The organism is Azospirillum sp. (assembly GCF_035627195.1).
Lineage (GTDB): Bacteria > Pseudomonadota > Alphaproteobacteria > Azospirillales > Azospirillaceae > Azospirillum.
The window spans coordinates 22,514-46,746 of sequence record NZ_DASPMG010000125.1; the positions used below are offsets into that span (position 1 = coordinate 22,514).

At 62.7% G+C, this 24,233-nt stretch carries 37 protein-coding genes; 9 read left to right on the forward strand and 28 right to left on the reverse strand.

Annotated elements, in window-relative coordinates; genetic code table 11:
- Positions 1-84 precede the first annotated feature (84 nt).
- The 6 genes from VED21_RS11745 (at position 85) to VED21_RS11770 (ending at position 2,822) form a co-directional block, all read left to right on the forward strand.
- Positions 85-468, forward strand: a complete 384-nt coding sequence (locus VED21_RS11745) for a hypothetical protein (RefSeq protein WP_324882543.1) — start codon at positions 85-87, stop codon at positions 466-468.
- A gap of 517 nt (positions 469-985) precedes the next feature.
- The gene (locus VED21_RS11750) at positions 986-1,213 is read left to right on the forward strand and encodes a hypothetical protein (RefSeq protein ID WP_324882544.1); all 228 of its coding nucleotides are present in this window, start codon (positions 986-988) and stop codon (positions 1,211-1,213) included.
- A 4-nt stretch (positions 1,214-1,217) separates the two neighbouring features.
- Positions 1,218-1,403, forward strand: coding sequence for a hypothetical protein (locus tag VED21_RS11755; RefSeq protein ID WP_324882545.1), 186 nt, complete (start codon positions 1,218-1,220; stop codon positions 1,401-1,403).
- A 164-nt stretch (positions 1,404-1,567) separates the two neighbouring features.
- Entirely contained in the window at positions 1,568-1,903 is a 336-nt protein-coding gene (locus VED21_RS11760) for a hypothetical protein (protein ID WP_324882546.1), read from the forward strand.
- Positions 1,903-2,208 carry a hypothetical protein gene (locus VED21_RS11765; protein ID WP_324882547.1) on the forward strand — a complete coding sequence of 102 codons (306 nt, stop codon included), beginning with the start codon at positions 1,903-1,905 and terminating at the stop codon, positions 2,206-2,208. Before VED21_RS11760 ends, VED21_RS11765 begins: the two co-directional genes overlap by 1 nt.
- Before the next feature lie 20 nt (positions 2,209-2,228).
- Positions 2,229-2,822: an RNA ligase family protein gene (locus tag VED21_RS11770; protein ID WP_324882548.1), complete on the forward strand. Its 594-nt coding sequence runs from the start codon at positions 2,229-2,231 to the stop codon at positions 2,820-2,822.
- A gap of 35 nt (positions 2,823-2,857) precedes the next feature.
- Here the strand turns inward: VED21_RS11770 and VED21_RS11775 are convergent, their stop codons facing one another.
- The 11 genes from VED21_RS11775 to VED21_RS11825 all read right to left on the reverse strand — a co-directional run bounded on the left by VED21_RS11775 (position 2,858) and on the right by VED21_RS11825 (position 9,561).
- On the reverse strand, positions 2,858-3,091 hold the full coding sequence (locus VED21_RS11775) for a DUF6894 family protein (RefSeq protein ID WP_414638189.1): 234 nt from the start codon (positions 3,089-3,091) through the stop codon (positions 2,858-2,860).
- 1,315 nt (positions 3,092-4,406) lie between these two features.
- Positions 4,407-5,102, reverse strand: a complete 696-nt coding sequence (locus VED21_RS11780) for an FkbM family methyltransferase (protein WP_324882550.1) — start codon at positions 5,100-5,102, stop codon at positions 4,407-4,409.
- A gap of 1,197 nt (positions 5,103-6,299) precedes the next feature.
- Positions 6,300-6,494 (reverse strand): hypothetical protein, encoded by a 195-nt coding sequence (locus tag VED21_RS11785; RefSeq protein WP_324882551.1) that lies wholly within the window; start codon positions 6,492-6,494, stop codon positions 6,300-6,302.
- A 1-nt stretch (position 6,495) separates the two neighbouring features.
- Complete coding sequence (locus VED21_RS11790) at positions 6,496-6,837, reverse strand: hypothetical protein (RefSeq protein ID WP_324882552.1); 342 nt, start codon at positions 6,835-6,837, stop codon at positions 6,496-6,498.
- Positions 6,834-7,001 (reverse strand): hypothetical protein, encoded by a 168-nt coding sequence (locus VED21_RS11795; RefSeq protein ID WP_324882553.1) that lies wholly within the window; start codon positions 6,999-7,001, stop codon positions 6,834-6,836. Before VED21_RS11795 ends, VED21_RS11790 begins: the two co-directional genes overlap by 4 nt.
- Positions 7,002-7,033: 32 nt before the next feature.
- Complete coding sequence (locus VED21_RS11800; RefSeq protein WP_324882554.1) at positions 7,034-7,468, reverse strand: hypothetical protein; 435 nt, start codon at positions 7,466-7,468, stop codon at positions 7,034-7,036.
- A complete protein-coding gene (locus VED21_RS11805) occupies positions 7,419-7,652 on the reverse strand; it encodes a hypothetical protein (RefSeq protein WP_324882555.1) in 234 nt (77 codons plus the stop codon). The genes VED21_RS11800 and VED21_RS11805 overlap by 50 nt, the downstream gene beginning before the upstream one ends.
- On the reverse strand, positions 7,649-7,918 hold the full coding sequence (locus VED21_RS11810; protein ID WP_324882556.1) for a hypothetical protein: 270 nt from the start codon (positions 7,916-7,918) through the stop codon (positions 7,649-7,651). The genes VED21_RS11805 and VED21_RS11810 overlap by 4 nt, the downstream gene beginning before the upstream one ends.
- Complete coding sequence (locus VED21_RS11815) at positions 7,918-8,502, reverse strand: hypothetical protein (protein ID WP_324882557.1); 585 nt, start codon at positions 8,500-8,502, stop codon at positions 7,918-7,920. The genes VED21_RS11810 and VED21_RS11815 overlap by 1 nt, the downstream gene beginning before the upstream one ends.
- 58 nt (positions 8,503-8,560) lie before the next feature.
- Complete coding sequence (locus tag VED21_RS11820) at positions 8,561-8,728, reverse strand: hypothetical protein (protein WP_324882558.1); 168 nt, start codon at positions 8,726-8,728, stop codon at positions 8,561-8,563.
- Positions 8,725-9,561: an N-acetylmuramoyl-L-alanine amidase gene (locus VED21_RS11825; RefSeq protein WP_324882559.1), complete on the reverse strand. Its 837-nt coding sequence runs from the start codon at positions 9,559-9,561 to the stop codon at positions 8,725-8,727. The genes VED21_RS11820 and VED21_RS11825 overlap by 4 nt, the downstream gene beginning before the upstream one ends.
- A gap of 110 nt (positions 9,562-9,671) precedes the next feature.
- On the opposite strand from VED21_RS11825, the gene VED21_RS11830 reads away from it, so the two are divergent.
- Positions 9,672-9,836, forward strand: a complete 165-nt coding sequence (locus VED21_RS11830; protein WP_324882560.1) for a hypothetical protein — start codon at positions 9,672-9,674, stop codon at positions 9,834-9,836.
- A 21-nt stretch (positions 9,837-9,857) separates the two neighbouring features.
- Here VED21_RS11830 and VED21_RS11835 read toward each other — a convergent pair whose 3' ends face one another.
- The 17 genes from VED21_RS11835 to VED21_RS11915 form a co-directional block, all read right to left on the reverse strand.
- Positions 9,858-10,760 carry a hypothetical protein gene (locus tag VED21_RS11835; protein WP_324882561.1) on the reverse strand — a complete coding sequence of 301 codons (903 nt, stop codon included), beginning with the start codon at positions 10,758-10,760 and terminating at the stop codon, positions 9,858-9,860.
- A gap of 23 nt (positions 10,761-10,783) precedes the next feature.
- Complete coding sequence (locus VED21_RS11840; protein WP_324882562.1) at positions 10,784-12,286, reverse strand: hypothetical protein; 1,503 nt, start codon at positions 12,284-12,286, stop codon at positions 10,784-10,786.
- Positions 12,279-12,716 (reverse strand): DUF6950 family protein, encoded by a 438-nt coding sequence (locus VED21_RS11845; protein ID WP_324882563.1) that lies wholly within the window; start codon positions 12,714-12,716, stop codon positions 12,279-12,281. Before VED21_RS11845 ends, VED21_RS11840 begins: the two co-directional genes overlap by 8 nt.
- Positions 12,695-13,309, reverse strand: coding sequence for a hypothetical protein (locus tag VED21_RS11850; protein WP_324882564.1), 615 nt, complete (start codon positions 13,307-13,309; stop codon positions 12,695-12,697). Before VED21_RS11850 ends, VED21_RS11845 begins: the two co-directional genes overlap by 22 nt.
- A gap of 2 nt (positions 13,310-13,311) precedes the next feature.
- A complete protein-coding gene (locus VED21_RS11855) occupies positions 13,312-14,040 on the reverse strand; it encodes a hypothetical protein (protein WP_324882565.1) in 729 nt (242 codons plus the stop codon).
- Positions 14,040-15,902, reverse strand: a complete 1,863-nt coding sequence (locus VED21_RS11860; RefSeq protein WP_324882566.1) for a phage tail tape measure C-terminal domain-containing protein — start codon at positions 15,900-15,902, stop codon at positions 14,040-14,042. Before VED21_RS11860 ends, VED21_RS11855 begins: the two co-directional genes overlap by 1 nt.
- 5 nt (positions 15,903-15,907) lie before the next feature.
- Positions 15,908-16,042: a hypothetical protein gene (locus tag VED21_RS11865; protein ID WP_324882567.1), complete on the reverse strand. Its 135-nt coding sequence runs from the start codon at positions 16,040-16,042 to the stop codon at positions 15,908-15,910.
- A gap of 2 nt (positions 16,043-16,044) precedes the next feature.
- Positions 16,045-16,443, reverse strand: a complete 399-nt coding sequence (locus VED21_RS11870; RefSeq protein ID WP_324882568.1) for a gene transfer agent family protein — start codon at positions 16,441-16,443, stop codon at positions 16,045-16,047.
- Between the two features lie 17 nt (positions 16,444-16,460).
- The gene (locus tag VED21_RS11875) at positions 16,461-16,901 is read right to left on the reverse strand and encodes a phage tail tube protein (RefSeq protein ID WP_324882569.1); all 441 of its coding nucleotides are present in this window, start codon (positions 16,899-16,901) and stop codon (positions 16,461-16,463) included.
- A gap of 29 nt (positions 16,902-16,930) precedes the next feature.
- Positions 16,931-17,335, reverse strand: a complete 405-nt coding sequence (locus tag VED21_RS11880) for a DUF3168 domain-containing protein (RefSeq protein WP_324882570.1) — start codon at positions 17,333-17,335, stop codon at positions 16,931-16,933.
- Positions 17,332-17,805: an HK97-gp10 family putative phage morphogenesis protein gene (locus VED21_RS11885; protein WP_324882571.1), complete on the reverse strand. Its 474-nt coding sequence runs from the start codon at positions 17,803-17,805 to the stop codon at positions 17,332-17,334. The genes VED21_RS11880 and VED21_RS11885 overlap by 4 nt, the downstream gene beginning before the upstream one ends.
- A 141-nt stretch (positions 17,806-17,946) precedes the next feature.
- Positions 17,947-18,288, reverse strand: a complete 342-nt coding sequence (locus VED21_RS11890) for a head-tail adaptor protein (RefSeq protein WP_324882572.1) — start codon at positions 18,286-18,288, stop codon at positions 17,947-17,949.
- Between the two features lie 3 nt (positions 18,289-18,291).
- Positions 18,292-18,699, reverse strand: a complete 408-nt coding sequence (locus VED21_RS11895; RefSeq protein ID WP_324882573.1) for a hypothetical protein — start codon at positions 18,697-18,699, stop codon at positions 18,292-18,294.
- Between the two features lie 39 nt (positions 18,700-18,738).
- Positions 18,739-19,332: a hypothetical protein gene (locus VED21_RS11900; protein WP_324882574.1), complete on the reverse strand. Its 594-nt coding sequence runs from the start codon at positions 19,330-19,332 to the stop codon at positions 18,739-18,741.
- A 28-nt stretch (positions 19,333-19,360) separates the two neighbouring features.
- Complete coding sequence (locus VED21_RS11905) at positions 19,361-20,737, reverse strand: hypothetical protein (protein ID WP_324882575.1); 1,377 nt, start codon at positions 20,735-20,737, stop codon at positions 19,361-19,363.
- Positions 20,718-22,088, reverse strand: coding sequence for a phage portal protein (locus VED21_RS11910; RefSeq protein ID WP_324882576.1), 1,371 nt, complete (start codon positions 22,086-22,088; stop codon positions 20,718-20,720). The genes VED21_RS11905 and VED21_RS11910 overlap by 20 nt, the downstream gene beginning before the upstream one ends.
- Positions 22,089-22,092: 4 nt before the next feature.
- On the reverse strand, positions 22,093-22,407 hold the full coding sequence (locus tag VED21_RS11915; RefSeq protein ID WP_324882577.1) for a hypothetical protein: 315 nt from the start codon (positions 22,405-22,407) through the stop codon (positions 22,093-22,095).
- A gap of 165 nt (positions 22,408-22,572) precedes the next feature.
- On the opposite strand from VED21_RS11915, the gene VED21_RS11920 reads away from it, so the two are divergent.
- The gene (locus VED21_RS11920) at positions 22,573-23,304 is read left to right on the forward strand and encodes an FkbM family methyltransferase (RefSeq protein WP_324882578.1); all 732 of its coding nucleotides are present in this window, start codon (positions 22,573-22,575) and stop codon (positions 23,302-23,304) included.
- A 211-nt stretch (positions 23,305-23,515) separates the two neighbouring features.
- The gene (locus tag VED21_RS11925; protein ID WP_324882579.1) at positions 23,516-24,115 is read left to right on the forward strand and encodes a GDSL-type esterase/lipase family protein; all 600 of its coding nucleotides are present in this window, start codon (positions 23,516-23,518) and stop codon (positions 24,113-24,115) included.
- Positions 24,116-24,233: the final 118 nt, after the last annotated feature.

Genomic DNA, 24,233 nt, shown 5'->3' on the forward strand with positions numbered 1-24,233 from the left:
CACCTTGTGTTGCGCTAGCGGACGGTGAGTCCCAGAAAAAGCCCCAGACTCCGCTTGCGGACCGTTGCGACCTATATACCGGCCATGTCCCAAGACGACCCCGTCCGCATCATTCCCCACGCTCCGGAAGGCATCCCCGACACCGGCAGCTTCGAGGTCGTCTGGCCGGGCGGGAATCGGCACTTTTACTGGGATGAGAATGCCGGCCGCCGGGCGATCACGCTGCACGACAGCCGGGACGAGGCGCTGGAAAAGGCCCGGGCCCTGGCGCGCGCCGAGCGCGACCGGCTGGAACACGCCTGCCCGGGATGCGACGGCACCGGCTGGGTATGCGAGGATCATCAGGACCAGCCGTGGGATGGTCCGCACGCCTGCAGTTGCGGTGCTGCCGGCGCGCCCTGCCCGCGCTGCAACTGGCCGGAAGATGGCGAGCTGCCGCGGATGCCGGACGGATTCCAGCCGGGCTGACCCGCGAAACCGCAGCTGCGTCTGGGCTAGGTTCGCTCAGTCGGCACGATCCCGATGGCAAGGACGACGACCCCGATCGCCAGCACGATCATCAACATGGCCATCAAAGCCAGATACATGCCAGCCTGCCCTGCGGAACAAGCCTCAGCCCACCGTGGAAGCGGTGAGCTGAGGCCCGGGAGCGGAACGGTCGCTGTGAGACAACCGCGCAGCAAACGCAATCGCCGCACAGATGTTCCAAACCGGGTCGCGTTTTCTATCGGATAACATCTCGGGCTGCGGGCGCCCGGTGACGGCTTCGAGCTGGCCCCGCCGATGATCACGCGCGCCGACGCCCGCTGAGGCCAGTACTTTCGCTTGTTCCACCGCCAAACGTGAGTCTGTAAACTTAACATTTGTTGGGGAAACAATTTCGCATCAACCTACGTTAACTTCTATCACCGCTCGGTCCTCGGCAGTCATCGGTGATGAGAACGCCGGTAGCGCTCCCGCCTTCCTCTAGCGAAAGGAGCGCGCCATGACCATCACCCGGCGTCGTTTCAAACAATCCACATCGTTCCAGGATCGGCTTGCAGAGGAAGCCAAGCGCTTCAGAGAAGAGGCGGACAAGCTCCCGCACGGCCCGCAAAAGGAACTATACCTGCGGCGCGCCCGACAATGCGAGACGGCCAGTCACATCAACGACTGGCTCACATCGCCCGGCCTACAGCCGCCAACTGGCTTGTCCAACCATGCCGACAACTAGTCGCATGGATAAATTCAAGCATATCCTCACCTTTGTGAACCGACCCGGCTTTGTCGCGCTCGACGTGGCCGATGATGAGGCCGCGTTGGCCGTGGGCAGGATGATCGCCGAAGAGACAGGCGGCGCCGTCGTTGTTCGCGATTCGCAACTTGTTGAGATCGACACGATTCCTGCGCCGCAGAGAAACTGAGGCCGCCTGAGACGACGGCGAGCCGCCGGGGTTCGAGCCCGGGCACAAGCTCTTAAATGGTTGCCCGCGAATCCGGTTGACACGGCCGCAAAATTGCATCGCTAACTGATTCGCTTTCCAACTTTTCCCGCCCTATTTTGGACTCGGGACGTTGGGAGTTGCATATGAGTTCACCGTCAATTGTTCCAAATGACCGTTTGGACAAAGATTTTTATCTGGTCCTTGAGAATTTCAGAGCCGGCGCCGCATTCCGGGAAACCGATGAGGGCATTACCTACACCACCCTGATCGACGACCTGCTGACCGGGCAATACGACCAGGTGCTGCGGATCGTGGCCTTCAATCCCGTCGAGGGCTGGTCGCGCGACGCCTCCGAAGATGTCGCCAACGCGCTCGAGCAGCACATCGCCGCCGAAGGCCGCGAGGTCTCGGAGGCCATGCGGGATTTCATCGAAGGCCAGACCGGGCGCAAGATCGGCCAGCAGCTGGCGTTGTTCTGATGGGCGCCAGTTTCGCCGTGTCGCCGCTGATCCTGTCCGCGATCTGCGTGGCGGAGAGGGATGGCAATCCGCCGATGACCGCCGACGAGATTGCCTTCATGCTCGAATTGCCGCGGGAATTTATTGACCCCGCCCTGGATCAGCTGGTCCGGAACGGCTCGATTGTGCGCGCTGGCGACCATTATCGCTATGACAAAGACCGATCGCTCACCGCATCCGAACTGGCCGAGATCGAACTGCTCCACGACGAATTGCAGGCGATCGTTCCCCTTCTGGAAGCAATTCCGCCGCGTCTGGACAGTTGAGGGTCAGTCAATCCCCGCTCATGTTGAAGTTTGAGTATTGCAAGCCGGTCAACGCCAAGGCCGTTCCGACCGGCGACGAATGGATTCACGAGGTCAAATACGACGGCTACCGCGGGCGCATCGTCCGCGACGGCCGTGACGTCAAGCTGCTGTCGAAAAGCGGCCTCGACTGGGCCTGGCGCTTTCCGTGGATCGTCGAGACCGCGCTGAAGATCCGGCAGAGCCAGTTCATCATCGACGGCGAGATCTGCGTGCTCGACGTCCAGGGCATCTCCGATTTCAACGCCCTGCATTCGAACAAGCACAATGACGAAGCGCAGCTTTACGCGTTCGACCTGGTATCGATCGGCGGGGAGGATCTGCGCGACGTGCCCCTGCTCGATCGCAAGGGCCGGCTGGAAAAGCTGCTACGCCGCCGCGTACAGGGAATCTTCATGGCGCCCTTCGAGCGCGGCGAGATCGGGCCGGACCTCTTCACCGCCGCCTGTCGCATGCGGCTCGAGGGCATCGTGTCAAAGCACGAGGGGCGGCGGTACCGGGCCCGCACCTGCGACTGGGTCAAGGTGAAGAACCGACAGCACCCGGCGTTCGCCCGGGTGATGGACCAGTTCTGACACGGTTAACGGACCGTTCGTACACGGGAGCGGCCTTACTGCTGCCTTTTCTTTGAACTTATGAAGATGTGAAAGAGCGGCCGGCTTGCCTCATCCGTTACTTCGATGCTCCACTCCTGGCCGGGCCGGAACTTGCCGTCGATGTCCCTGAACAGATCCCCGGCAAAAAGGGTAGCCGCTTTCCACGCCGCTTCATCGTCGGGGAACTCCTCGCCCACGTCATCAGTGCTTGGTTCGACGTCATGGACGTTGAAAAAGTATCTCGGCATTGCCGCAGAAAAATGCCGGTTGGGAGCATTTGTTCCGGCGTCGGTTGGCTGCCCCCCGTAGTTCTCCGAACGGAGAATGTTAACGGCTGCACAATTCCAACCGCATGGAGGCGGACGCAGGTGGCACGGGTGTTGCTAATTACCCAATGACTGAGATTTCAGGTTCAGTCTGAGACAGGGCGCCGCCGGGACAACTCATTTCGAGCCCGGCGGCGTATCCTTTTGAAACGTTCGGGCGGGTTGGCACAAACTGGACGTGACAAAGGGACCGTCGGGAACTTCAACCTGTCAGGGAAGTTACAATCGGCAGGCATGGAGGCTCCAAATGATAGTCACAATCGCTGCTGCAGCCCTCGCTGCTCAACTTGGCGCAGCTCCCGCGGGCGACACCAATAGTTTGGTGCACCAGGTTCGTCGTGGGTGGTGCAGCCACGGTTATGACATCGACATCCATGGACGTTGCTATCCCAACGGCGTCATTCCTCCTCAGTATCAAGCCGGGCGACAATACCGCGGATACGGCGCCTACGGACGATACAGGGGGCGGTATCAGGACCATCCAAGGTTCTATCGTCGCTACTAGGACCTCAAACCACAACAGAAGGCCCGCCAGCGTGAACCGGCGGGCCTTGTTCGAGACATCCGGTGAAGTCTACGCCATCCCGTGCAGCCGGAAATAGCTCAGCGCCACTTGGTAGGAAATGATCGCCTGCTGTCCGTAGGTAAGCCGCGCCTTGTCGTAGATCGCCGCGGCGGCGGCCGGTTAGACACCCTGCCTCAAGACTTATCCTGGTCGCAGATTGGCCGCGGCCTCGTCTGTAGGGAGCCGGCATCAAAGGTTCTGTGCACGTCGTGCCAAACTGGCATGACAGAGCTGCTGCTGCCGAGCGATTCACCCGCCATTGGAAAACATGAGAACTCAGCTTTGAAAATGACTGCCGCGCGACCTTTCTGAAACGGCTGCCCGTCGTCTTCTGGAGCACGCCCACGCCTTCGAACCCATTCAGGATGGGCTGGATCTATATCGAGAAGCTCAATGGCCCTTCCTGTTCCGCGACAAAGGCACGCTCGCGGAGCACAGCGCCGGCGAAAAGCTCGCCATTGAACGAGGCTGGTGGAAATTCATGACAGCGGGACTTTCGAACAATTCACCGCCGCCGGCGCGGATGTAATCGCTTGAGGCTTTGAACCTTCTCCAGCCCGGCAAGCCATATAGTTGAGGTCCCCCAAGCCCTCGCAAGCCCATCAGAAAGCTCCGTCCCTCCTAAGGCGGGGCTTTCGCTGGCCGCGATGACCGCCGCGCCACCGCTCATGCTCAATGAACCGTGTGCGCCGCCGGGTTTTCCTTTAACCTGAGATCGAGATAAACGTTGTACTCGCCGCATTGGATATATTGAAAATCGAAGTCTTGCAGAGCTTTCAGCACCTTCGACTCCGCTTCCGCAGAATGTATCTCGACACAGAAGTTGCGAACGAACTTCAACCAACGTTTAGCATCCATATTAAAAAGCGTCGCCTCGGCACCTTCGATGTCGATCTTCAAGATATCGATGATCGGTTTGGGGCACATCTTGAGAACGGTCGGCATATCGATCGCCTCGACGTCAGCATTTTCAAGGTCGCTCGTAGGAGCGACCTGAGTTGCCCATTCCCGACCATCGCGAAAAGCTCCACGAGAAAGCGATAAACGGGTTGAGCGATCCCATATGGCCGCTTCAACTATCCGAGCGCGAGGACCATATGCAGCAAGATTTTGAGCGCAGATATAGGCGTTATTCGGATCAGGTTCGACAGCCAACACGAAAGCGTCGGGAAAGGCATTTAAGAAAAAGACGCTTGAGTATCCGACGTTCGCTCCCAAATCGACGATCACTCGAGCGGACTGCGTTCGAGAGGCAATTTCGGACAGGATTTGTTCGATGAAAATCGCATCGAACACCTCAGGATCGCTGCTACCACCTAATCTCATAAGCACTGAATGCCCGGAGCTTGGCACACGCGCCAGTCTCATGGTCTTAGGAAGAAACCTGCTACCGTTGCTTCCACGGATCACGCACCAGCGCAGTCCGCTGAAAACTCCCAAAACGCTTATGCAACGCTGTAGCTTCCTGAAATGATTGCGCATCGACACCTACGCGAAACATCGAAATCAATGCAGAAAACTAAATGATCGCGCTGCAATGCTTAGTTCGTCAATGGATCTCGCCGGTACCTAGCCGGGATCGTGCGAGGCACGTCGTCGCAGGCAACCTGGCGAAGTTGAGCCGGATTGCTCGTCTTTGAGGTGCGCGGTGAGAGTCATCGCACGGCAATCAGGCTAACGGACGCTGGGCTCCAGAAGATGCGTTCGCCAATCTAAAGACCGCTTGTGAAAGGCTGAAGTTGATGGGGAGAGGCGCGGCTGATGCCGTTGGGCAAGGCGGCTTGGCTGAGTTACCTCACCGGGTTTTGGTGCTATTTGTTTCTTGGGGCGTTAGCTGCGTGGCCGCGGTTGCCCTAACGGCTAGGCTCAAGTATTTTTTCACAGAAAGCTGGCCAGGCAGCGATGTGGCCTCATTTGAGTTCCACTGGTGGTCCCTCGCAGCCAACCATCGCCATTTTTTGGATGATCAGCTCGGAATGCCTACAAAGGACGACCTTCTTAAGATTGTTCCAATCGGAGAGGAGAATGCGGTCTCATCCCGCTTGCTCTGGCAGCAGCTCGGCATGTGGTCCCTCGCGAGTATCAAAAAAACGCTGAGTGAGATGGCAGAGGCAGGCCTGATCGAGCGAAGGCAAGATTGTCAAGAAGAGAGAGCAGCCAACTTGTATTTCAGGCTCCCCGACCCGGCCGCCCGCTTGTAGAAGGCAAGAAATGAACGAACTGGAGCCTAAGGCATCCCAGCAGTGGCTTTGGTTTGCGGCGGCGCTATTGGCTATGGCGGTGATAGCGGTGATTGTGACTAAGCTTCCCGTTTGAAACGGTTCTGCGCGGCGGCAGGCGGCTCTGCAGGCGCAGCTGCCGCCAGGTCGATTTCGCGGTTGGTTTGGTCCCGGCGGTATCCCTCGGTGTCCACCCATCGGCCCTTGTCGGGATCGTAGGTCGAGGCCCGCTCGCCGCACCCCGCGAGTGAGATCAAACAAAGCGCCAGCAGCACCAGGATGACCGGTGGGCAGGCCTCGAGGAGTCTGTCAATGTACCAGGGGACAGGCATTCCGCGCCGTCGTCTCACGTCGCAGTCCCAACTGGAATCCGGCTCAGTTCACGCCAGTGCCAGATCCACCGGCAAACGATATGCTCCGGCTCCTTCAGGTGGGCGGCAATCTCCGCCGTGTTGAAGCGACGGGACCACAGCTTCAGCGCGATCGAGTATTTGCGGAACAGTTCGCGCTCGATGTCGTCGCTTCGGGTGAGGCCGCTCACGTCATCGCCCCGGCATAAGCGGATCGTCAGCCCCATGTAGCCCTGCGTCGGTTCGATCACCGCGCTTTCCGGCACGTCGATCCATTCGCCGTTGATACGCACGCGGTAGCGGCCGTCGCGGCTTTCCCAGTTCAACGTCGTCGAGCGGGGTGGCGTCGGTGCCGTCGCAGCATGCCGCGCCGGCACGGCTGGTGAGGCCCTTGAACCAGCCGTCGAGTTCGGGCCGGTGATGATCGTAGGCGCGCGCCGGTTTGACATGGATCAGCAGCGCCATCGCCAGAAGGATCAGCGAGACGATGATCAGCGCCAGCCAGCCGTTGAAGCGCATCTTCTGTTCGCTCATATCCCGGCCAACCAGGTGAGGCCGGCGAGCAGCCCGGACAGCACGCCGAGCATGACGATCACCCCGCCGAGCGTTTCCTGCGGGCCGGACTTCGCGAGCGCACAGAGCGTCGCGCCGAGCGCGAGCAGGATGCCCGCGGTCAGCAGCATGATGGCCGTCAGCATGGGGAAGCTTTCCTTTGGGATCTTGGGGAGCGTTACGCGCCGTATTCGCCGTCGACCGCCGAGCGATGGCTGCGGATGAAGCCTTCGCCCCGCCGCAGCTCGTCGATCTGGCGGCCCTGCGAGGTGACGCGGCGGTCGAGGTTGAGGATGCGTTCCTCGACCAGCGCCTGCTTGATCAGGATCTCGCTCATCTTCTTCAGTTCGCTCTGCACGCCGGCAAACTGCGCACCGGTCTGCTCGCGAATCGCTTTGAATTCCTCCTTGTTGTCCTCGCCGTCCGCCTTCAGCTGGTCCTTCAGGGTTTTGACCGTGTTGCGCAGGGTGACAATGGCCGCCACGCCGCCGCCGGCGATCACCGCCGTCTGCAGGATGGTGCCGATGCTGATCGTCAGATCCAGGGTAACCGCCATTTTTGCGTCAGCGCCTTTTTGCTTGGGCGCACGCACGCGCAACAGCGCGATCGCCAATGGATTGCACGGCAACTTCTGCCAGCGCCGAACTGGGTGCGGCGCGCATTTCGGCCGCGACCTTGTTGCGGAATTCGCGCGTCCACGTCCGGACCGGCGGGCACACGACGGCGGGGGGCGGTGTCAGGTCCGTGCAGGTCATCTGCACCACGAAGAAGGCAAAGCCGGTGCAGTGAAGCGTCATACCTCGCCGTCCCCTTCCAGCTTGCGGATGGCGTCCTCGACCGATCGCGGCGCGTTGGCCTGCGCCTCGAGCTGAGCCTTTTGAGACGAGATCGTGACGTTGCCTTGCTCGACATGGGCCTTGGCTTCCCCGAGATCCTGCGCGTTCTGCTCGGCGCGTTTGGCGGCCTGGCTGGCGTTGAGGGTCGCGCCGAGCGACTTGAGGAATACCTCGAGGAGCGGCGCGAGCACCGCCAGCAGGCCGCTCCTCGCAAGCCAGGCCAGCATCAGCTTGGCTTGACGCTGTCGACCACGGCCGGGAGCACGGCCGCGTCCGCGCCGTCGCCGAGGTTGAGCTTGGCCCAGATCTTCTTGGCGATCTGCTCGGGCCCGCCGGCCCAGGACTGGAGCCAGCCCGGCGCGTTGTCGATCGCATACTGCAGCGCCTCGCGCAGCACCTGGTTGCCGACATCGACCTCGAGCTTCTTGTCCTTGACCGCGCCGGCAACCGCATTAAGGCCGTAGTTGATTGCGTTGTCGATCAACAGCTCGACCCGGGCATTGCCGAAGATCGCAACCAGGTTTGCCGGCAGCTTGCGCAGCATCACCATGGCCAGCGATACCAGCACCCACGCGACGGCGGAGGCGATCTCCGAGACCGTGGCACCCCAGGCCCACACCACCTTGTTGGCCTCGGAGGTGGCCTGCGCCACCGTTTCGGGGGCGCTGTCGGCTGCGAACGCAACCGCATGAACGATCGCGACGTCGGCGATCGGGGCGACCGCGAGAGCGAGGAACATCACCGGCACGATCGGGGCGGCGACGACGGAAAGATACGCGGCAGCGATTGCCGCGCGAGCATAGCGCATCATGGTTTTACCTTTGGGGTTTGGGGAGGGTTTACGCGATGCCGTCGCGCGGCGGTTTACTTCAGCTGAACCACCAAGCCAGCCACATAATGACGGTGCCGATCCAAGCGGCGGCGATCAGACCGGCGCCTTGGAACTTGCCAGGCGACGACCGCATGGCGTTGGCCCAGAGCACCACGAACGACCATCCCAGCGCGGCCAGTGTCGCGACGCTTGCAAGAACGATCACGACGCCACCTGGATAAACCGCGCCGCGACATAGTCGTCGCCGGCGATCTTGAACCAGAGCGTATCGCCGTTCCTGGTGTCTCCGATGATCATCACCGTGTCGCCCTTGTGAAGCACGCGGGTCACCGGCGACTTGCCGCTGGGCTCGTCGCGGACGTTGAGAAAGTCATCGACCGAGACGTTGACGATGCCGATGCGACCCGGCTTCGGCGTCACCGCCGGCGGCGGATCGTCGTCCTCGTGCGCGCCGCTATCCGACAGCCGCGCCATCGCCTGCCGGATCAGGTCGACCATCTTCAATTTGTCGACCTTGCGGCCCGGGCAGGTTTTGGTGGTCTTCGGATCGTCGCGATGGAAGTGCAGCCCGCTGGTCTTGAAGGCGTAGCCGTCAGGACTGATGCCGAGCGAAAGATGCAGGCAGGCCATCCCCTCGGCGTAGCGGTCGGCGAGATCCGGCGTGAACGCCTCGCTGTCGAAGTTGCCGACGCATTCGACGCCCCACGAATTGGCGTTGAAGGAGACGGCGTGCACGCCGCGCTTCTCGGGGAGCGACAGCACGCAGAAATTATCCGGCGTAAAGAAGAAGTGCGGGCCGGCGCTCCAGCCCATTTCGTTGCCGTAGTAGCTGGAGAGGTTCTTCATCCACGCGGCATCCGTGATCGGCACCTTGCGGGTGCCGTGGGCGTAGGTCTTCCAGGTGGCAAGGCTCGGGCCACCGGTATGGTGCATGGTGACAAAACGGGGACGCCAGGCGCCGAACTTGATGCCGTCGAGGTAATCGAGGAACAGCGCAGCCGTGGGGAAGCACTTCCCGACATAGGGAATCGGCGCCATGGGGATTTCTCCAATGGTTTGAGTCCAATTGTCTCAACCGTTGATATATATCGGGTTACGCTCGCGATCTTACGTTGATCGCTGCACAGTTGCAGTGCTAAAACGCTGCCATGTCTTCAGCAGAGACGCCGCCAGATCCAGACGAGCCCGAACCGACTCATGAAGAGGCAGTCGAAGGCTGCAAGCGCTGGCTGTTTTGGGTTGGCTGCCTGACCGCGCTTGCATTGACGGTGATTGGCTACGGCGAGGTCGCCGGACGAATTAGCTTTTTCTGATCAGGCGCGCGGTCGCGACCTCTAGAATAATTCCGCAACCAGCGTGCCATAGCAAAGCAGAGCGCCGGCACCGCCCGTGAAATTCGTTTGCATGACCGCGTTGAGGTTACCGCCACTCGGCAGGTTGAAAACCCGCTCCATATTCGGGAAAATCCAGCCGTTCGGATCATTGCTCGTCAGATGCATCGCAGTCGTCGCACCACCGGCCGGCGACGTCTGGATGCTCGTCGTCCCGATCCCAAAGTCTGAATGCATGTGCGAGATCACCGGCGTTGTTCCAGTATTATGAATGACGCCCGACTGGCACAAGCAGCGCCAGTTTCCCGCCGGCAGCACGATAACATTCCAAACTTTGTCGACGCTATCCACCAGCCCGACATTGTCTGCAATGCTGATTATGCTGGTGAGCCGATGCCCCTTGTAGGGATACGGAATCGAATAGTTGGCCCATGCGGTATGCGTGCCGGACTGCGTGCCGGTAAAATTGATCGACGTTCCAGCGATCGCGTTTGCGATGCTGCTTGATACCCGAAACGAATTCGTCTGCAGCGACGCGCCCGCCGTAACATAAACGATTGACCCCGCCGTCAGGCCGGTCAGCAGCGCGCCTGTAGTGGTCAGAAAGAGCGGCGTGTAAGCCGGCAGGCCGTGGCCGGTCCAATTGATGGTTCCAGGACTCCCAAGCGTCAGCGTGACCGTGGCCGTCTTTGGCATTGCGGCCAAAATCAACCCGTTCGGGATCGGAGCTACGGCCGCGGCGGCCAGCACCGCCGCCGCGGCGTCGGCCATGGCGTCGGAAACCTCACCCTCGAGAGAAGCCGCCCACGCGATGACGTCGGCCTTGACCGGACGATGCGGACCGCTGGCCGGAACGCCGTCGACATTGTAGAGCCGCCAGACATCGGCGCCCGCAGGAGTAGTCATGGGATCGCTTCCTTTTTAAGCTTTTAGATTTCCGCCAAAGCGGCGGGATCAACCAGGATCCAGGAGAACAGCACGGTGCCCGTCAAAAGGTCGATCGTTGGCGACGGCTGGATCTCGACCACGCAATCCTCGAGATCGGCGAGGAACGGATACTGCACCTTGACCCAGCGCTTGCCGAAGTATCGCAGGCCGATCAGTTTGGTGGTGAACGTGCCCGATCGGCGCGGGTTGAGCCGCTGCAGCGCCCGGCCGGCCAGCCGCTCGGCCTGCGCTTCCGACTGCACCCAGGTCAGCGAAAGCGGCTTCGGCCGCTCGGCGCCGAGTTCGGAAATCGATATTTCGTCGCGCACGTCATCGAGCGCGGCGCTGACGAATTTCTGCGCCGGATCGGTGAAACTGACATTGAGCACGTTAATGATCTGCTCATCAGCCTGGCCACAGTGCAGGCTGACGCCGACGATATCATGCTCGGTCAGCGGCGGCTCGGTCGGCTCGCGATAGACCCCGACCGTCAGCGACAGCGTGCCGTCGCCGGCCTCGGCCAGCCAGCCGTCGCAGGTCGACAGGATCGAATTGATCACGTCCTCCGGCGAGGTGTCATAGCGAAACCAGCCGTCGGAGACGTAGCGCGGCGCGCCCTCGACCAGCGCGTCGCACAGATCGGCCTCGACCATCCATTGCGCCAGCACGTCCGGCGGAAACACAATGTCGAGATCCTGCCCCATGCCGCCATCCTCGCGCGTGACGTAATCGATCAGCTCGAGCACCGGGTTTGATTTCGTCACCCACGTCGAAGGATCGCCAAAACTCTGCGCGCCGTCGCGCGGATCCCAGATCGGCGAACAGTTCGCCACCACCGACAATTCGGGACGGCCTCGTGGGTAAATGCGGCTATGCTCCGATGGATCGCCGATGCCGGCACAGATGATGCCGGCATAGGCAATGCCGTCCCCGCGGTGTGTGCTGTCCCATCCCACAATGCTCGACATTGCCGTTTGCGATGCGTCCCCGAGCCGAATCTGTATCAACACGGGGTGTCCTGTGCCGCCGGAGGGTATCTGATAAGAGCCATCCGATAGCCCTTGCACTTCGCCGGCAGACAAACCGCCATTTAGAACAGAAGGAATCGTCGATATCGAATCGTCGCTCAAATACATGCCGAGCAGCGAATCGATCTTGCCGGAATGAAACGCGATCACGTCATAGGACTGTGCGGGAGGCCCGCCGGAATCCGAGGCCTCGAAATACATATAGGCGCCGGCGAGCCTGTTAATGCCGTAGCCGCGCTGCCGCGCCGGGATCGACTGCCGGATTGCCTGCGAACCATCCTCCGGCCGAGGTGCCCCCGGCGTGCCGTTGAGCGCGTATTGCAGCCCGATCGACGCGCCGATGATCGCGGCACTGCCGACGATCGTCGTTAGCCCGACGCCGACAACGGTCGTCGACGCCAGGGCGAAGCCGGCCGGACCAGTGACGCCGGCGGCCGCCACGGCGTTGATGATCAGAAGGCCTACCGCTTCAGCCATGGTGATAAGCCTCCAGCAGCGGCAGCCGATCCTGATCGGCAATGACGATGCCAAGATCTGACGTGATCACCGCCAGCAGGCGATCCGAAACGCAGATCGCGCCGGTCGGCCGGCGCAGGATCCGGCCCTGCCGAACCGCATACGGCGCCATCACGACGGCGATATCGCCGCCCGCCGGCGCCGGCGTCGGCGCATAGCCGACGGCCGCAAGTCGCCTGGCGCACGATCTGGCAAATCCGCCCTCGCGGCGCAGGATCCGGCGGAACTCGCGTTCGCTCGAATAGGTGCCACGCACGTCGGCGATCGGATCGACGCCGCGAACGGCCATCACCCAATCGGCCATGAACACGCCGCAGTCGAGCGCGCCCGGCTGCCAGCGCCGGCCGGCAAGCGACGAGAGATAGTTTTTCAACCTGGGAATGTCGGCCATTTCTTGTTGAAGTTGTTGGCATAGCGCGCCGTGAATTCGCAGAACGCGTCGCCGGGCGAGCGCGCCTGCTGGTCGCGGTCGGAGAAATAGGAAAAATTCGGCCGCCGCCGCGACGTCAGCAGCGATCCGCATGACAGCGTGACGGTCCGCACGATCGACGCCTGCGGATCGGTGACCGGCGGCTGGTCGATCGACAACCGGTCGGCGCGATAGGTCGCCAGCCAGCGCGGCGGACCGAGCAGCTGCCACGCACCGGACAGGATGCCGAAGCCGACCGCGACCCGCTTGCCCTTGACCTCGTCGGCGTCCTGGTTGGCGGCGATCTGCAACACCTCGCCCGAAACGCCCGACAGCGTGAACTCGACCCGCTGCGCCGCGCCGTTCATGATCTGGTTGAATGACGGCAGGTCGCGCAGCTCACCGAACCCGACATATTCCGCGCCGTCTGGATCGAACACATTGCTGGCCGCGCGGATATTGCCGAAGCCAAGCCAAAGCCGCACTACCGGGTCGGTATCGAGCCTGAAGAACGCGGCGATGTTCTGCACGCCGGATTGCAGCGCCGCGATTTCGGCATCGTTGAAATTGATCATGGCTATGCCGACTCGACGAAATCGACACTGGCCGAATTGAAGGTCCACGGCACGACGCTCAGATCCATCGATCCCGGATTTGCCAGCCGCATCCTGCAGCGTGGCCGATCGAATTCCAGCGGCGTCCCGGCCTCGATCGACTCGCGCAAAGGCGGGTTGAACGTGATGGTCGCCGTCGTGCTCGACGTCATGTCGACGGTCGCGATCTCGTAAAGCCGCCAGTCCATCGTATCATGCGCGATCGAGAACGACTCGCCGCCGATCAGTTCGCCGGCATAATTGAGCGTGATATCCATACTGGTCGCGCGCAGGTCCACCGCGTCCGTCGCCTCGATATCGATCACCGACTGGTAGTATCCGGCTCCGTCATCGAACAGGGTATCGTCCGCGTGCGCGATATCGATGCCGGCGGTCTGCGAGACGCCGGCCGGCCACGGCCGGAACAGCGTGTCATTGCGCCAGACGATGATCGGCGTCACGCCGCCGTTGCATATCTGCCGGACCGCGCGCCACAGCAGCGTCGAGATCCGCTGCCGCTGCCTGCCCTGCGAGCCCGGCAGTCCGCCCGACAGACTGACGTCCGACATCGAGCATTTCCAAAAGCCGCCGCCGTCGCTCCTCGTCAGAACGGAAACACTGTTGGCCGTATCGCCTGGCGTCGCGGCGACGCCGGCCAGATTCCAGCTGTGGCTTTTCTCGCGCAGCAGCAGTCGCGGGAAATGAACCGTCATCAACCGACCCCTGTCGACTGCATGCGCTGCGCACTGGTGAAAGCCCGGTTCTGGCCGGCAATGGCGCGCGCATGCTGTGCCAGCACGGACTGGATGCGGGCGACCGTTCCACTGTCGGCGCCGGCGGCGTTGATCTGATAGACCGGCGCAAATGTCTGGCCGCGACTGCCAGCCGCGGATCCAACCCGCGGCAGGATCATCCCGCTGCGGTTAGGAACAAACAGCTCCGGCCGCTTCTCGCCGACGACGTATGCCTTGCCCGCCTCGACCGGACCGCCGGCCGCCCTGGTGCCGCCGAAGAGACTGCCGAGATTGAAGCCGCCGCCCCCACCGCCGAGCGCCGCGGCGATCGGCCCCGTGATCGCCTGGCGAATGGCAATCCGCGCCAGGTCCGCGATGATCGCATTGGCCATCGCCGTGAAGGCATCGGCCGCGCTCGCGGTCCCGGTCACGATCCCGACCAGGGCATCCTCAAACGAGCGCAGCCCGCCCAGCGCCGCATCCTGCAGCGCCTTGTCGGTGTCGCGTGCCTCGCGCGCAAACGTTCGCAGCGGCGAATGCGCCTCCTCGGCCGCCACCTTCGACCTGGCGTAAGCCTCGGCCAGCGCATCGATCTGCAGGCGCTGCTCGGCCGTCACCTTGGTCGCGTCGAGGCCAGCCTGCTTGTTGGCTGCTTTAGCCGCGGTCTCGAGCTCGACGGTCTTGCGCGCCCGCTCGCGGGCGAACGTGTTGAGATCGATGGTCTCGGTCTCGACATTGGTGACCGCAATGCGCTTTTGCGTCTGATCGATCTCGCGCTGAAACGCATCCCTTGTTGCCGCGTCATCGCCAGCGGCACTCGGCAGCCTGGTCTTTTTCCCGGTGACCTCGACGCGCGTCGGCGGCTTGATACCGACCGCGTCATAGAATTTTGCCGCATCGTCCGCCGAAAACTCATTTCCGCCGCCGACCGTCAAGCGCTGCTTGGCCGCCTCGAAACGGCTGATCAGGCCGAGCGCCTCGCGCACGCGCCCCGATGCCAGCAGATCGAAGCTCAGCGCAAACATCTTGACCGCGACCTCGAGCCCCTTGAAGGTTTCGAGCAACGCCGGCCCTCCCCAGTCGACCGACATCCTTTTGTAGGCGGTCGCGGTACGCTCCTCGAGCTTGCGAAACGCCTTGTCGAGCTCGCCGGCCTTGTCGATCAGGCCCTGATCGAGCACCACGCCCGCCTCTTTCGCCTTTTCGATCAGCGCCGGCAGGCCCTGCTCGGCGATCTCCTTGAGCGTGCCGACCATCTTCGGACCCGCCTGGCGCCCGAAGGCATCGGTTGCGAGTTTCAGACGTTCCTGCGGTGTCGCCGCATTGGTCACCAGCCGGGCAAAATCAACCAATAGCGCGCTGTTGTCGCGCAGGGTGCCGCTGCTATCGCGTAGCGCGACGCCGTTGGCGTTGAACACCTTCATCAGGTAGCCGGAACCGAGCGCCGCCTCGGCGACGCTATCGGAAAACTTGTCGAAAGCCTTGTCGGCCAGTTCGGCATCGCCGCCGGCCTGGCCGAGCGTATGCCGCAACGCCTGGATCGCATCAGTCGACAATCCAACGCGTTCCGACAGATCGCCGAGGTCGTCGACCTCGCCGATCGCTTTTCTGATACCGACGATCGACTGCTCGAGCGCAAAGGCACCGGCGGCCGCGCCAACCAGGCCACGGCTGAACGAGTTGAGAAAACCGTCCGCAACACCCGGATTGATTTTCTTGAACCGATCCTCGATGCCGCGCGCGGCCTTGTCGGTCCCGCTCATCGCTTTCGCCAGCGATTTCTCATACTTGGAAATGTTCGCCTCGAGCGAGACGACCAGGCGCTCCAGATCGGTTGCCACTTACATCAATCCTTTGATTGCAGCCATTCCCAGAGATCGTCAGCCTCGGCCGGGCTCAGGGAATCCCCGATCTCGATCTGGCCGGATATCATCGCGAAAAACTGCCACATCGACATCGCGTCGACCTGCTGCGGCGACAAATTCAATTTGCCGCCGGCGCCGTAGATGGCTCCGAACCGGATTTTCCCTCGTGGGAGATCGTCGACGCGCGCGCCCGACGCGGAGCCCTTGATTTTTTTTCGATTCTCTCCTCTGGCGCGCCGTAGCAGCCGGCAGACAGCACCGCGATCGCATGCAGCAGATTTTCCGCCGGCGGCCGCGCCTCGACATAGGTGCGCGTTTTCTTCAGCGCCTCGACAGGCGCCAGGCCGCCGCCGATCAGGCCACAGCGCAGCACGTTTGAGATCTCCTCGATTCTGCAGACTTTCGCCTGCAGGCGATCAAGGATCACGAACGGCCCGGCGTCGCAGGCCTCCTGCAGCAGCGCGATCTCGCCCCAGCCCAGACGGAACCGATAGGTTCCGTCCGCCCAGTCCAGCATCAGAGATGCGTCGCGGCTCACGGCGAAACCGTGCGCGCGAGCTCGCCGTCGCTTTGCATTTCGATATTCGCGGTCACGCGCCCGCCCTGTTCGGCGCCGGCGGTAAACGTCGCGATATGCATCAGCCCGGTCCAGGTGATCGTCTTGGCCGGAAACTCGACCTCGATCTTGACCGGAATGCTCTCGACGCTTTCCCAGCCATCGAGCCAGGCCTCGACCGATTCCGCGGCCAGCACACCCTCGCCGGAGACCGCAGCCGACAGGCTCGCGGCGTCGCGACCAACCCAGGCAACTGCGTCCGGATCGTCGCAATCCGGCAGATTGACGTCGGTCAGATCCTTGGTCAGCGTCAGCGATTTCGACGTGAAACCGCACGGCGACGCATAGGTAATCGGATCGGCGTCGTCGCCGAGCAGCACGCGGAATTTTCCAAACCTGGCGGTTGTCGGTTGCGCCATGACAGCAGTCTCCTTTTGTGAAAACGGGGTTAGGGTTGCTCAACCAGCGCGACGAATTCGATGACGGCATGGCTGGTCTGACCGTCAGGATCCGGCAGGATCCGCGTCTGCCGATGCTCGATCGACAGCAACGCGTTGTCTGTTAGCGACAGATCGAAGCCGTGCAGCGCCAGGCGAACTGCCTCGGCGACACGCTTGACCTCGACCCGTCCCTCAGTCCGCGACCATGCGTCGAGCTGCAGGAACACCTCGAAAGCCGTCAGGCATTCCGCGTCGTCAGAAACAATCTGATCCGGCCCCACAGAAATGTAGGGAAAAACCGCCTCATCGGGCACGGCGTCATAGACCCGATCAGCGATCAGCGCCGTCAGCGGCGCAAACCCGACCAGGCGCGCGACGATAGCCCCCTGCAGCTCGAGCGAAACACTACTCATTTGCCAGCTACTTTCTTCGCCGCCCGGTTGGTCGCCCTGGTGATGCGCGATTTGACCCGCTTGCGCAGCGCCCGATAGGCAGGAAAGAAAAACGGCTGCGGCGCCGTGCCGGGATGCTGCGTTCCCTTGAACTTGCCGCCATTGACATGCGGCGCCGTGCCGAACTCGACAAACGACGCATAGTAAGCCTTCGCATCTCCGGCATGGATCGTAACCGTGAGATCCGGATCGCCCGCACCGGCAAAGGCGCTGACGCCGCGCACATTCGCGTTTTCCGCCCGATATTTGCCGAAGGTCGACCCGATGCTTTTGGCCAGGTCGCCACTCTGCTTGGGAACAAGGCGCCGCTGCATATCCGTGATCTCGTCAGCCCCCTCGGCCAGCGCCTGCTTGATCGCCGAGCGCACCTCGGACGGCAGCGCCCGCATCTTGGTGAGCAGCCGATCGCGCCCCTTCGTTCTCGCGGCCATCCGTAACCTCACCCGCTTGCGCTGAAACGATTGCCCTGACCGCAGCCTCTGGAACGCGCCGGTAGGACCGGCCGGCACGATACGCCACGATGACACCGGCCCGCGGCCGGTAGTCGAAATCCCGCAGCATGGTCACGCTCTTCACGTCGCCACCCCGGATTGGCACAGCATCTCGAGCCATTGGCCGCCGGCATCCGGATCCGCGATCGAGCGGATGTTATAGATCACGCCGGTTCGCACATCGCGCGCGCGCCAGTCGGTCGTAATCTCCGCGGTCGCGCCGACCTGCCTCACGGTGATCACGACCGGCTGTTGACCCGATAGCCGCGCCGCGGTCACCGCCTCGCCGCCGAACTTGGCGACGATCGCTGCCGCGCAGACGAACTGCTGCTCGAATTCGCCGCGCACGTTGCCGAAACCGTCGGAGACGACGGATCGCTTTTCGAACGCGACGCGCTCGCGCAGCTGGCGGGCCCGCGGCATGGGTCAGTTAGCGACGGCGGTATAGTGCGGCTGGACGTCGAGCACCGAGGCAGAGTCCGCCAGGCCGACCAGGTTGACGTATTCGCCGGAGCCGACATCGGCGATCGGGCAGATCCCCCCGGGGGTGTCACTGCCGTAGTAGGCGAGCCCTGGCGTTAGCGTTGCGCCGATCGTGATCTTTCCCTTACCGAGCGTGATCGGCTGATTGAGGGAAGCCGCATTCAGCGCAACGTGCGAACCCTGGCGTGCCGCGGCGGTCGCTGAATTCGAATCCGCCAGCATCCACTTACGCGACGTCGGATCCAGATAGCAAAGCTTGCCTTGAGCAATCGTCTCGCCCGCGGTCCCATGGACGCGCGTTGCAGACGGTGAGGCAACGACGTTGGCGGCGGTGATCACGATGTCGGTCATTTGTGACGTTCCTTTTCAGGTTGCGGGTTAAGCAAGATTTCAGCGATAAACCCGATACGGCTGCAGCAGCCGGTAGATCGTATCTTTCAGCCGGGCCCGCTCCTCGTCGGTCGGCCCGTCAAACGTCATCTCGACATGCAGCTTCACCGCCGACTTGAAATTGTTCAGTCGGATGTCGCTGGCGGGGTACCCGACCCAATATCGGATCCGGATGCACTGTTCCTCGCCCGACACTACCGGCCAGCTCTGGCCCGACTTCAGCAGCACGCGGCATTTGCTGGCGTTCTCGCCGTCGACGATCCGATAGACGGTCCCGACCAGCGTCTGCTCGACACCATCGGCATCGTCATAGAGGATCACCGGCTCCGCATCCGGATCGGTCAAAAGCGGCCCGCCCGGCAGCGCGATCTCCGAACCGCAAAAACCGTCGAGCCGCAGCTCCACCAGCCGCGGCAGCATCGAGCGCCCAAGGAAGCCGAGTTCGGGATCCTCGAACTCGGTGATGGCACCCCAGATCTTGGATTCGATATCGGCATCGTCATCGTCAAAATCCTGACGCAGATGCGCCTTGACCTCTTCAACCGACGGCACCGGTTCATCCGGCGGTGTGATAACGACCAGCGTGCTGCCCATCAAATGACCAACCTGATTTGAAGTACGATCACGGAACGAGTTTCGACAGCACGGGATACAGATCGCATTCCACTGTGGAGCCGTCGGCGTTCACCAGTGTCAGCAGCCCCTGCCCGTCGACCGCCATCTCGATGATCGCGGGCCCTGCCGCGCCGCGCGGCCCCACCCCGCCGCGTTCGCCCGGCTTTCCGGTCTTGCCTTGTGTCGATATCACCTGCCATCCCGCACCCGGGCACGGCCCCGGATTATCCTTGCGCGCGATGAACGCCGCGCCGCCGAGGGCTACGATGTCGAGCTCGCGGTAATCCTGCTCCCCGGCATCAAAGGTCTCGCGCACCCGCGGGCTTCGGCCATCACGCCCGGCGGCTGCGATGCAGGTCCAGTCCGCATGCGGCGGCGCGTGACCGGTATCCTTTGCAGCCTGCCAGGTGGATCCGGCGAGCGTCACCACCTCGCCCTCGTAATGCACCCGGTCGCTCCAGGCGCGGACCACCGGCATCTTGCCGTCCGCGCCCCTGTCGCCCTTCTCCGGCTTCGGCAGGGCCGCCACAGCCTTGGCGACCACATCATCGACCAGCGGCGCCAGCTGCTCGACCGTGACGCTCTCACCATCCTTCGGCGCCGGCAGGGCGGCCACGGCCTTGCCTACCGCCTCGTCGATCAGCGGCCGTACATCGTCGATCGTGACGCTGTCGCCGTCCTTCGGCACCGGCAGCGCCGCCACGGCCTTGGCAACTGTGTCCTCGACCAGCGGCGCGAGCTGCTCAACCGTCACGCTCTCGCCGTCCTTCGGCGCCGGCAGCGCCGCCACGGCCTTCTCGACCGTTTCTGCAACCAGTGGCGCGAGCTGCTCCACCGTGACGCTGTCGCCGTCCTTCGGCACGGGCAGTGCCGCCACTGCCTTGGCGACTACATCTTCGACCAAAGGCGCGAGCTGCTCGACCGTTACGCTCTCGCCGTCCTTGGCCGCCGGCAGCGCCGCCACCGCCTTCGCGACCACGTCGTCGACCAGTGGCGCCAACTGCTCGACCGTGACGCTGTCGCCGTCCTTTGCCGGCGGCAGGGCTGCTACGGCCTTGCCGACGGCATCCTCGATCACCGGCCGCACATCGTCGACCGTGACGCTCTCGCCGTCCTTCGGTGCCGGCAACGCCGCCACGGCCCTGGCGACCACATCGTCGACCAAAGGCGCGAGCTGCTCGACCGTCACGCTCTCGCCATCCCTGACCGACGCCAGCCGATCGGCAACCGCGCGCTCCAGATTGACCAGGCGCAGCTCGCGCTCGGCGTCGATCCGGCGCAGGTCGGCGATCGCCGCCTCGATGCGAAGCCCCGCTTCGCGTTCGATCCGTCCCGCGACGGCGCCGAGCTCCTCGGCGAGGATGTCAAGCGGCGTGGCGGGCATGTGCCGATCGGAAGAGTTGGCGCGCGCGCTCGTTACCATCCGCATCAGCCTCCGGCTTGTCTTGCTCTGGATCTTCGGTATCGCCGGCCGGCGGTTTCGCCGCCGGCGCCGAGACCTTGCCCGCCATGCTCAGCGGGATGTCCTGCTGCTGCACCAGGATTTCGTCGCCACCGGCTTTTGCCGGCAGGTCGAGATACCGCCGCGCTTCGTTGACCGCCATCACGCGGCGGGTGCCGTTCGACAGCGCGTCGAGCATTTCCTTGAAGGACGAACGCAGCAGCGCGTTGGTGTCGAACTCAACATACTCCTCGGGAAAGCCCTTCAGCCGGAACAGCAGGCCGAACGCTTCCTCGATGTGGTTCAACGCAAAGCCGAGCCCCATCGCCCGCCAGGACGACATCAGCGCCTCGGTCGACGCGAATGGGGTGCCGCCGATGCCAAGAATCTGCAGCGGCATCCGAAACGCCAGCGCCACGTTCTGGTCCGACATCTTCAGCATGTCGGCCAGCATCGTATCGCCCACGGCCTGGGTTGCCGGCTTGGCCTTCAGTCCCCATGCCAGGACCGTCGTGCTGCCGGCGTTTTCGCCGGTCGTCTGGTCGATCCAGCGCTGCCGCAGATCCTGCGTCTGCTGCGCCGTCAGCTGCTGGTCGGTTTCCAGCATGAACGACGGGCGCGACTGATTGAGGTAGTAGGTGATCTGCTGATTGAGCGCCGCACCCGAGAACATCATCTCCAGCGCGGTCGCGAGGATCGGGCTTTCCCCCTTCAGGGGATGCCGCGGCGTATGCAGGCGGATGTGCAACACGTCCCGCGCCGGAATCGGTCGTGAAAGGTCAAAACGCTTTTCGGCGATCTCGTTGCCATACAGCGCATAGAAGATCTCGCCGCCGGCGCCGAGCAAGGGCTGACCCTCGCGCATCCAGTGCAGTTCAGCGATCTCGCTGCGATCGTTACGCACCCCAGCATAGGCAAACGCCTCGCCCTTGGAATAGAGCCGGCGCGTCATGTTGAGCAGCAGGTCCGACATCGACTGGTAGTCGTTCGGCCGGCGGATGATGCGCGACAGCGCCGAGCTCGTGACGCGTTCGCGGCCGCCATCACCCGTCGATCGCCAGTGATCGCCCGGACACATCGCGACCGTCTGCGAATAGGCCGACACACAGGCCTCGACCATGGCCCCGCTCTGCCCGTAGTCGAGCGAGTAGCCCTTCTGCCACCAGTTCATGAACTTGCCGGCGGTCGCCGACAGCCAGCCACCGTCAAGCAAATACGGTCCGGGGCGGTACTCGCCCTCGGCGGGCACCGCCTTCAGCCGCAGGCCGGTCAGGATCCTGTCCAGGAGGCGCAAGGGATCAATCCGCCTTGGTTTCGCGGGTCTTGTAGCCCAGCTGCTGCTGGTCGTCGGCCTTCATGGCCTTGCCCTTGCCGCCACCACCACCCTTGCTGGCAGCGTCGGCCTTGGCCTTGGCGTCGGCATCTGCCTGAGCCGCGGCTTCCGCCTTGGCGCGCTCGGCAGCGGGATCCACCCCGCGGGTGCGCGGAACGCCAGGCGCGCGCATCGCGACCGGAACGCCGCTCGCATGCACCAGGGCGCCGCCCTCATCCAGGGCTACTTCGGATGGATCGACGGTTCGGCCGTCTTCCAGAACGTACCAGGTATCCTGCATCGGTCAGGCTTCCTTCTGTGAAATGGGCCCCTTACCCCTAGACAGCAAAAAGCCGCCCGGAGGCGGCTGTGGGGAACGGGGACAAGATTTCAGCCTGGCTGATTGGACCTTACGGTTGAATTGCTGACCTATCCTGCGGAGGAAACGTGGCGTAGAGGGTTGGGGATGCTCCAAAGAATTGCCTCGTCCCTGAAATATCGCGCGAAGTGGGCCAACCTCGGCGTTCTATACGCCCGGCAGCCGGACATAAGCCATATCAAGGTTGGAGGGCGCCCCGTAAGGCTCCAGCTTCCTAACGATGAGCGGCCTCGCCAGGAACACGAGTTCCACAAGATCGTCTTTGAGGACTGCTACCGCCTGGCAAGCGCGCCCAGCGCCAATACTGTCCTCGACATCGGAGCCAACATCGGCCTCTTTGCCATTGCTGCCCGGAATCGGTTTCCACGGGCTACCATCCACTGTTACGAGCCCAATGCAGCGGTGCTGCCAAACCTTCGCGCGCACGGACTGCAGATAGACGCATCTTGTTTCCCGGAAGCCGTAGGACTCACGGCCGGCAAGATATCCCTCCAAACCTCCGGGGACGGCTCGCTGTTCTCGGTAAGCAAACCTGACGCTGCGGGTCTGATCGACCAAGTTTCGTTCGCCAGTGCAGTTGGCAAGCTTGGCAACGTCGATCTGCTCAAGCTCGATTGCGAGGGCGCTGAATGGCAGATATTCGAAGATCGCGAGACGTGGAAATCAGTGAAGCATCTCGTGATGGAGTATCACCTCTGGGCGAAAGAGGGCTCGACTGTTGCAGAGCTTAAGTCAGTCATCGCCGGGCTAGGGTTCAGTCGGGTAGATGTGCGGGAAGACAGCCCAAAGTTTGGGATAGTGTTCGCATCCCGCGCGTAGCGACCGCAACGCCGCACCAGCGCCCCGGATTCGTCATGCGCCACCTCGTTGGGATCGACCTTGCGGCCGTCCTCCAGAACGTACCAGGTATCCTGCATCGGTCAGGCTTCCTTCTATGAAACGGGCCCCTTACCCCTACACAGCAAAAAGCCGCCCGGAGGCGGCCTGGGGAGAGTGGGGATAGGCAGATTAAGGCCGGTCAAGACCTAGATTGGACCGGCACCGTGGGGTAGTGGTGGGGGATGAAGGCCCTTGTCCTGATACTAGCGCTAGCGCTTGCGCCCGTGGCGACAGCCACCTGCGGAATACCTACCGGCAGACCCTGGCGCACTGGCTGACCAAGGTATCCCCTCCCCCGACCGTTTTTATCCGCGACAGCATCACAGCCGGGGGGCAATGGTTCGATGACGTCAGGAATATCAATCTCGCTTCGAATGGTCTCATCACCGAGCAGATCGCGGGGCTTCTAAAACTGGCCCAAGCCTATCGCCCGAAGCGTATCGTCATCATGGCCGGTACAAACGATGCCACCCGCGGTTTTGATGCCGACAAGCTTCGCGGCCTGTGGGAAACCACATGCAAGGAACCGACCATCGTCATCACTTTGGCGCCGCCGTCAACGAATGTCGAGACGAACCGACGTATTGACCAGATCAACCGCATCGCTATGGATAGCTGTCCTGGAAAGCCCGTCATCACTCTGGATATCGGCGACGAACAAGGCCGATTAAAGCCTGAATTTACCGTTGACGGCACCCACCTTGGACCGAAAGCTTATGCGCAATGGGTCGCTCGATTAAAGGCGCTCTAATAGATGGACGAAACGCTTTGGCACAAGTGCCGCACACCGTTCTTTCCTCGCCGCACTGTCGACGGCGGTTGGACCGACGTTCTCGGTCAAGGCCAATGCTGGCGGCGGCGGGTCAACG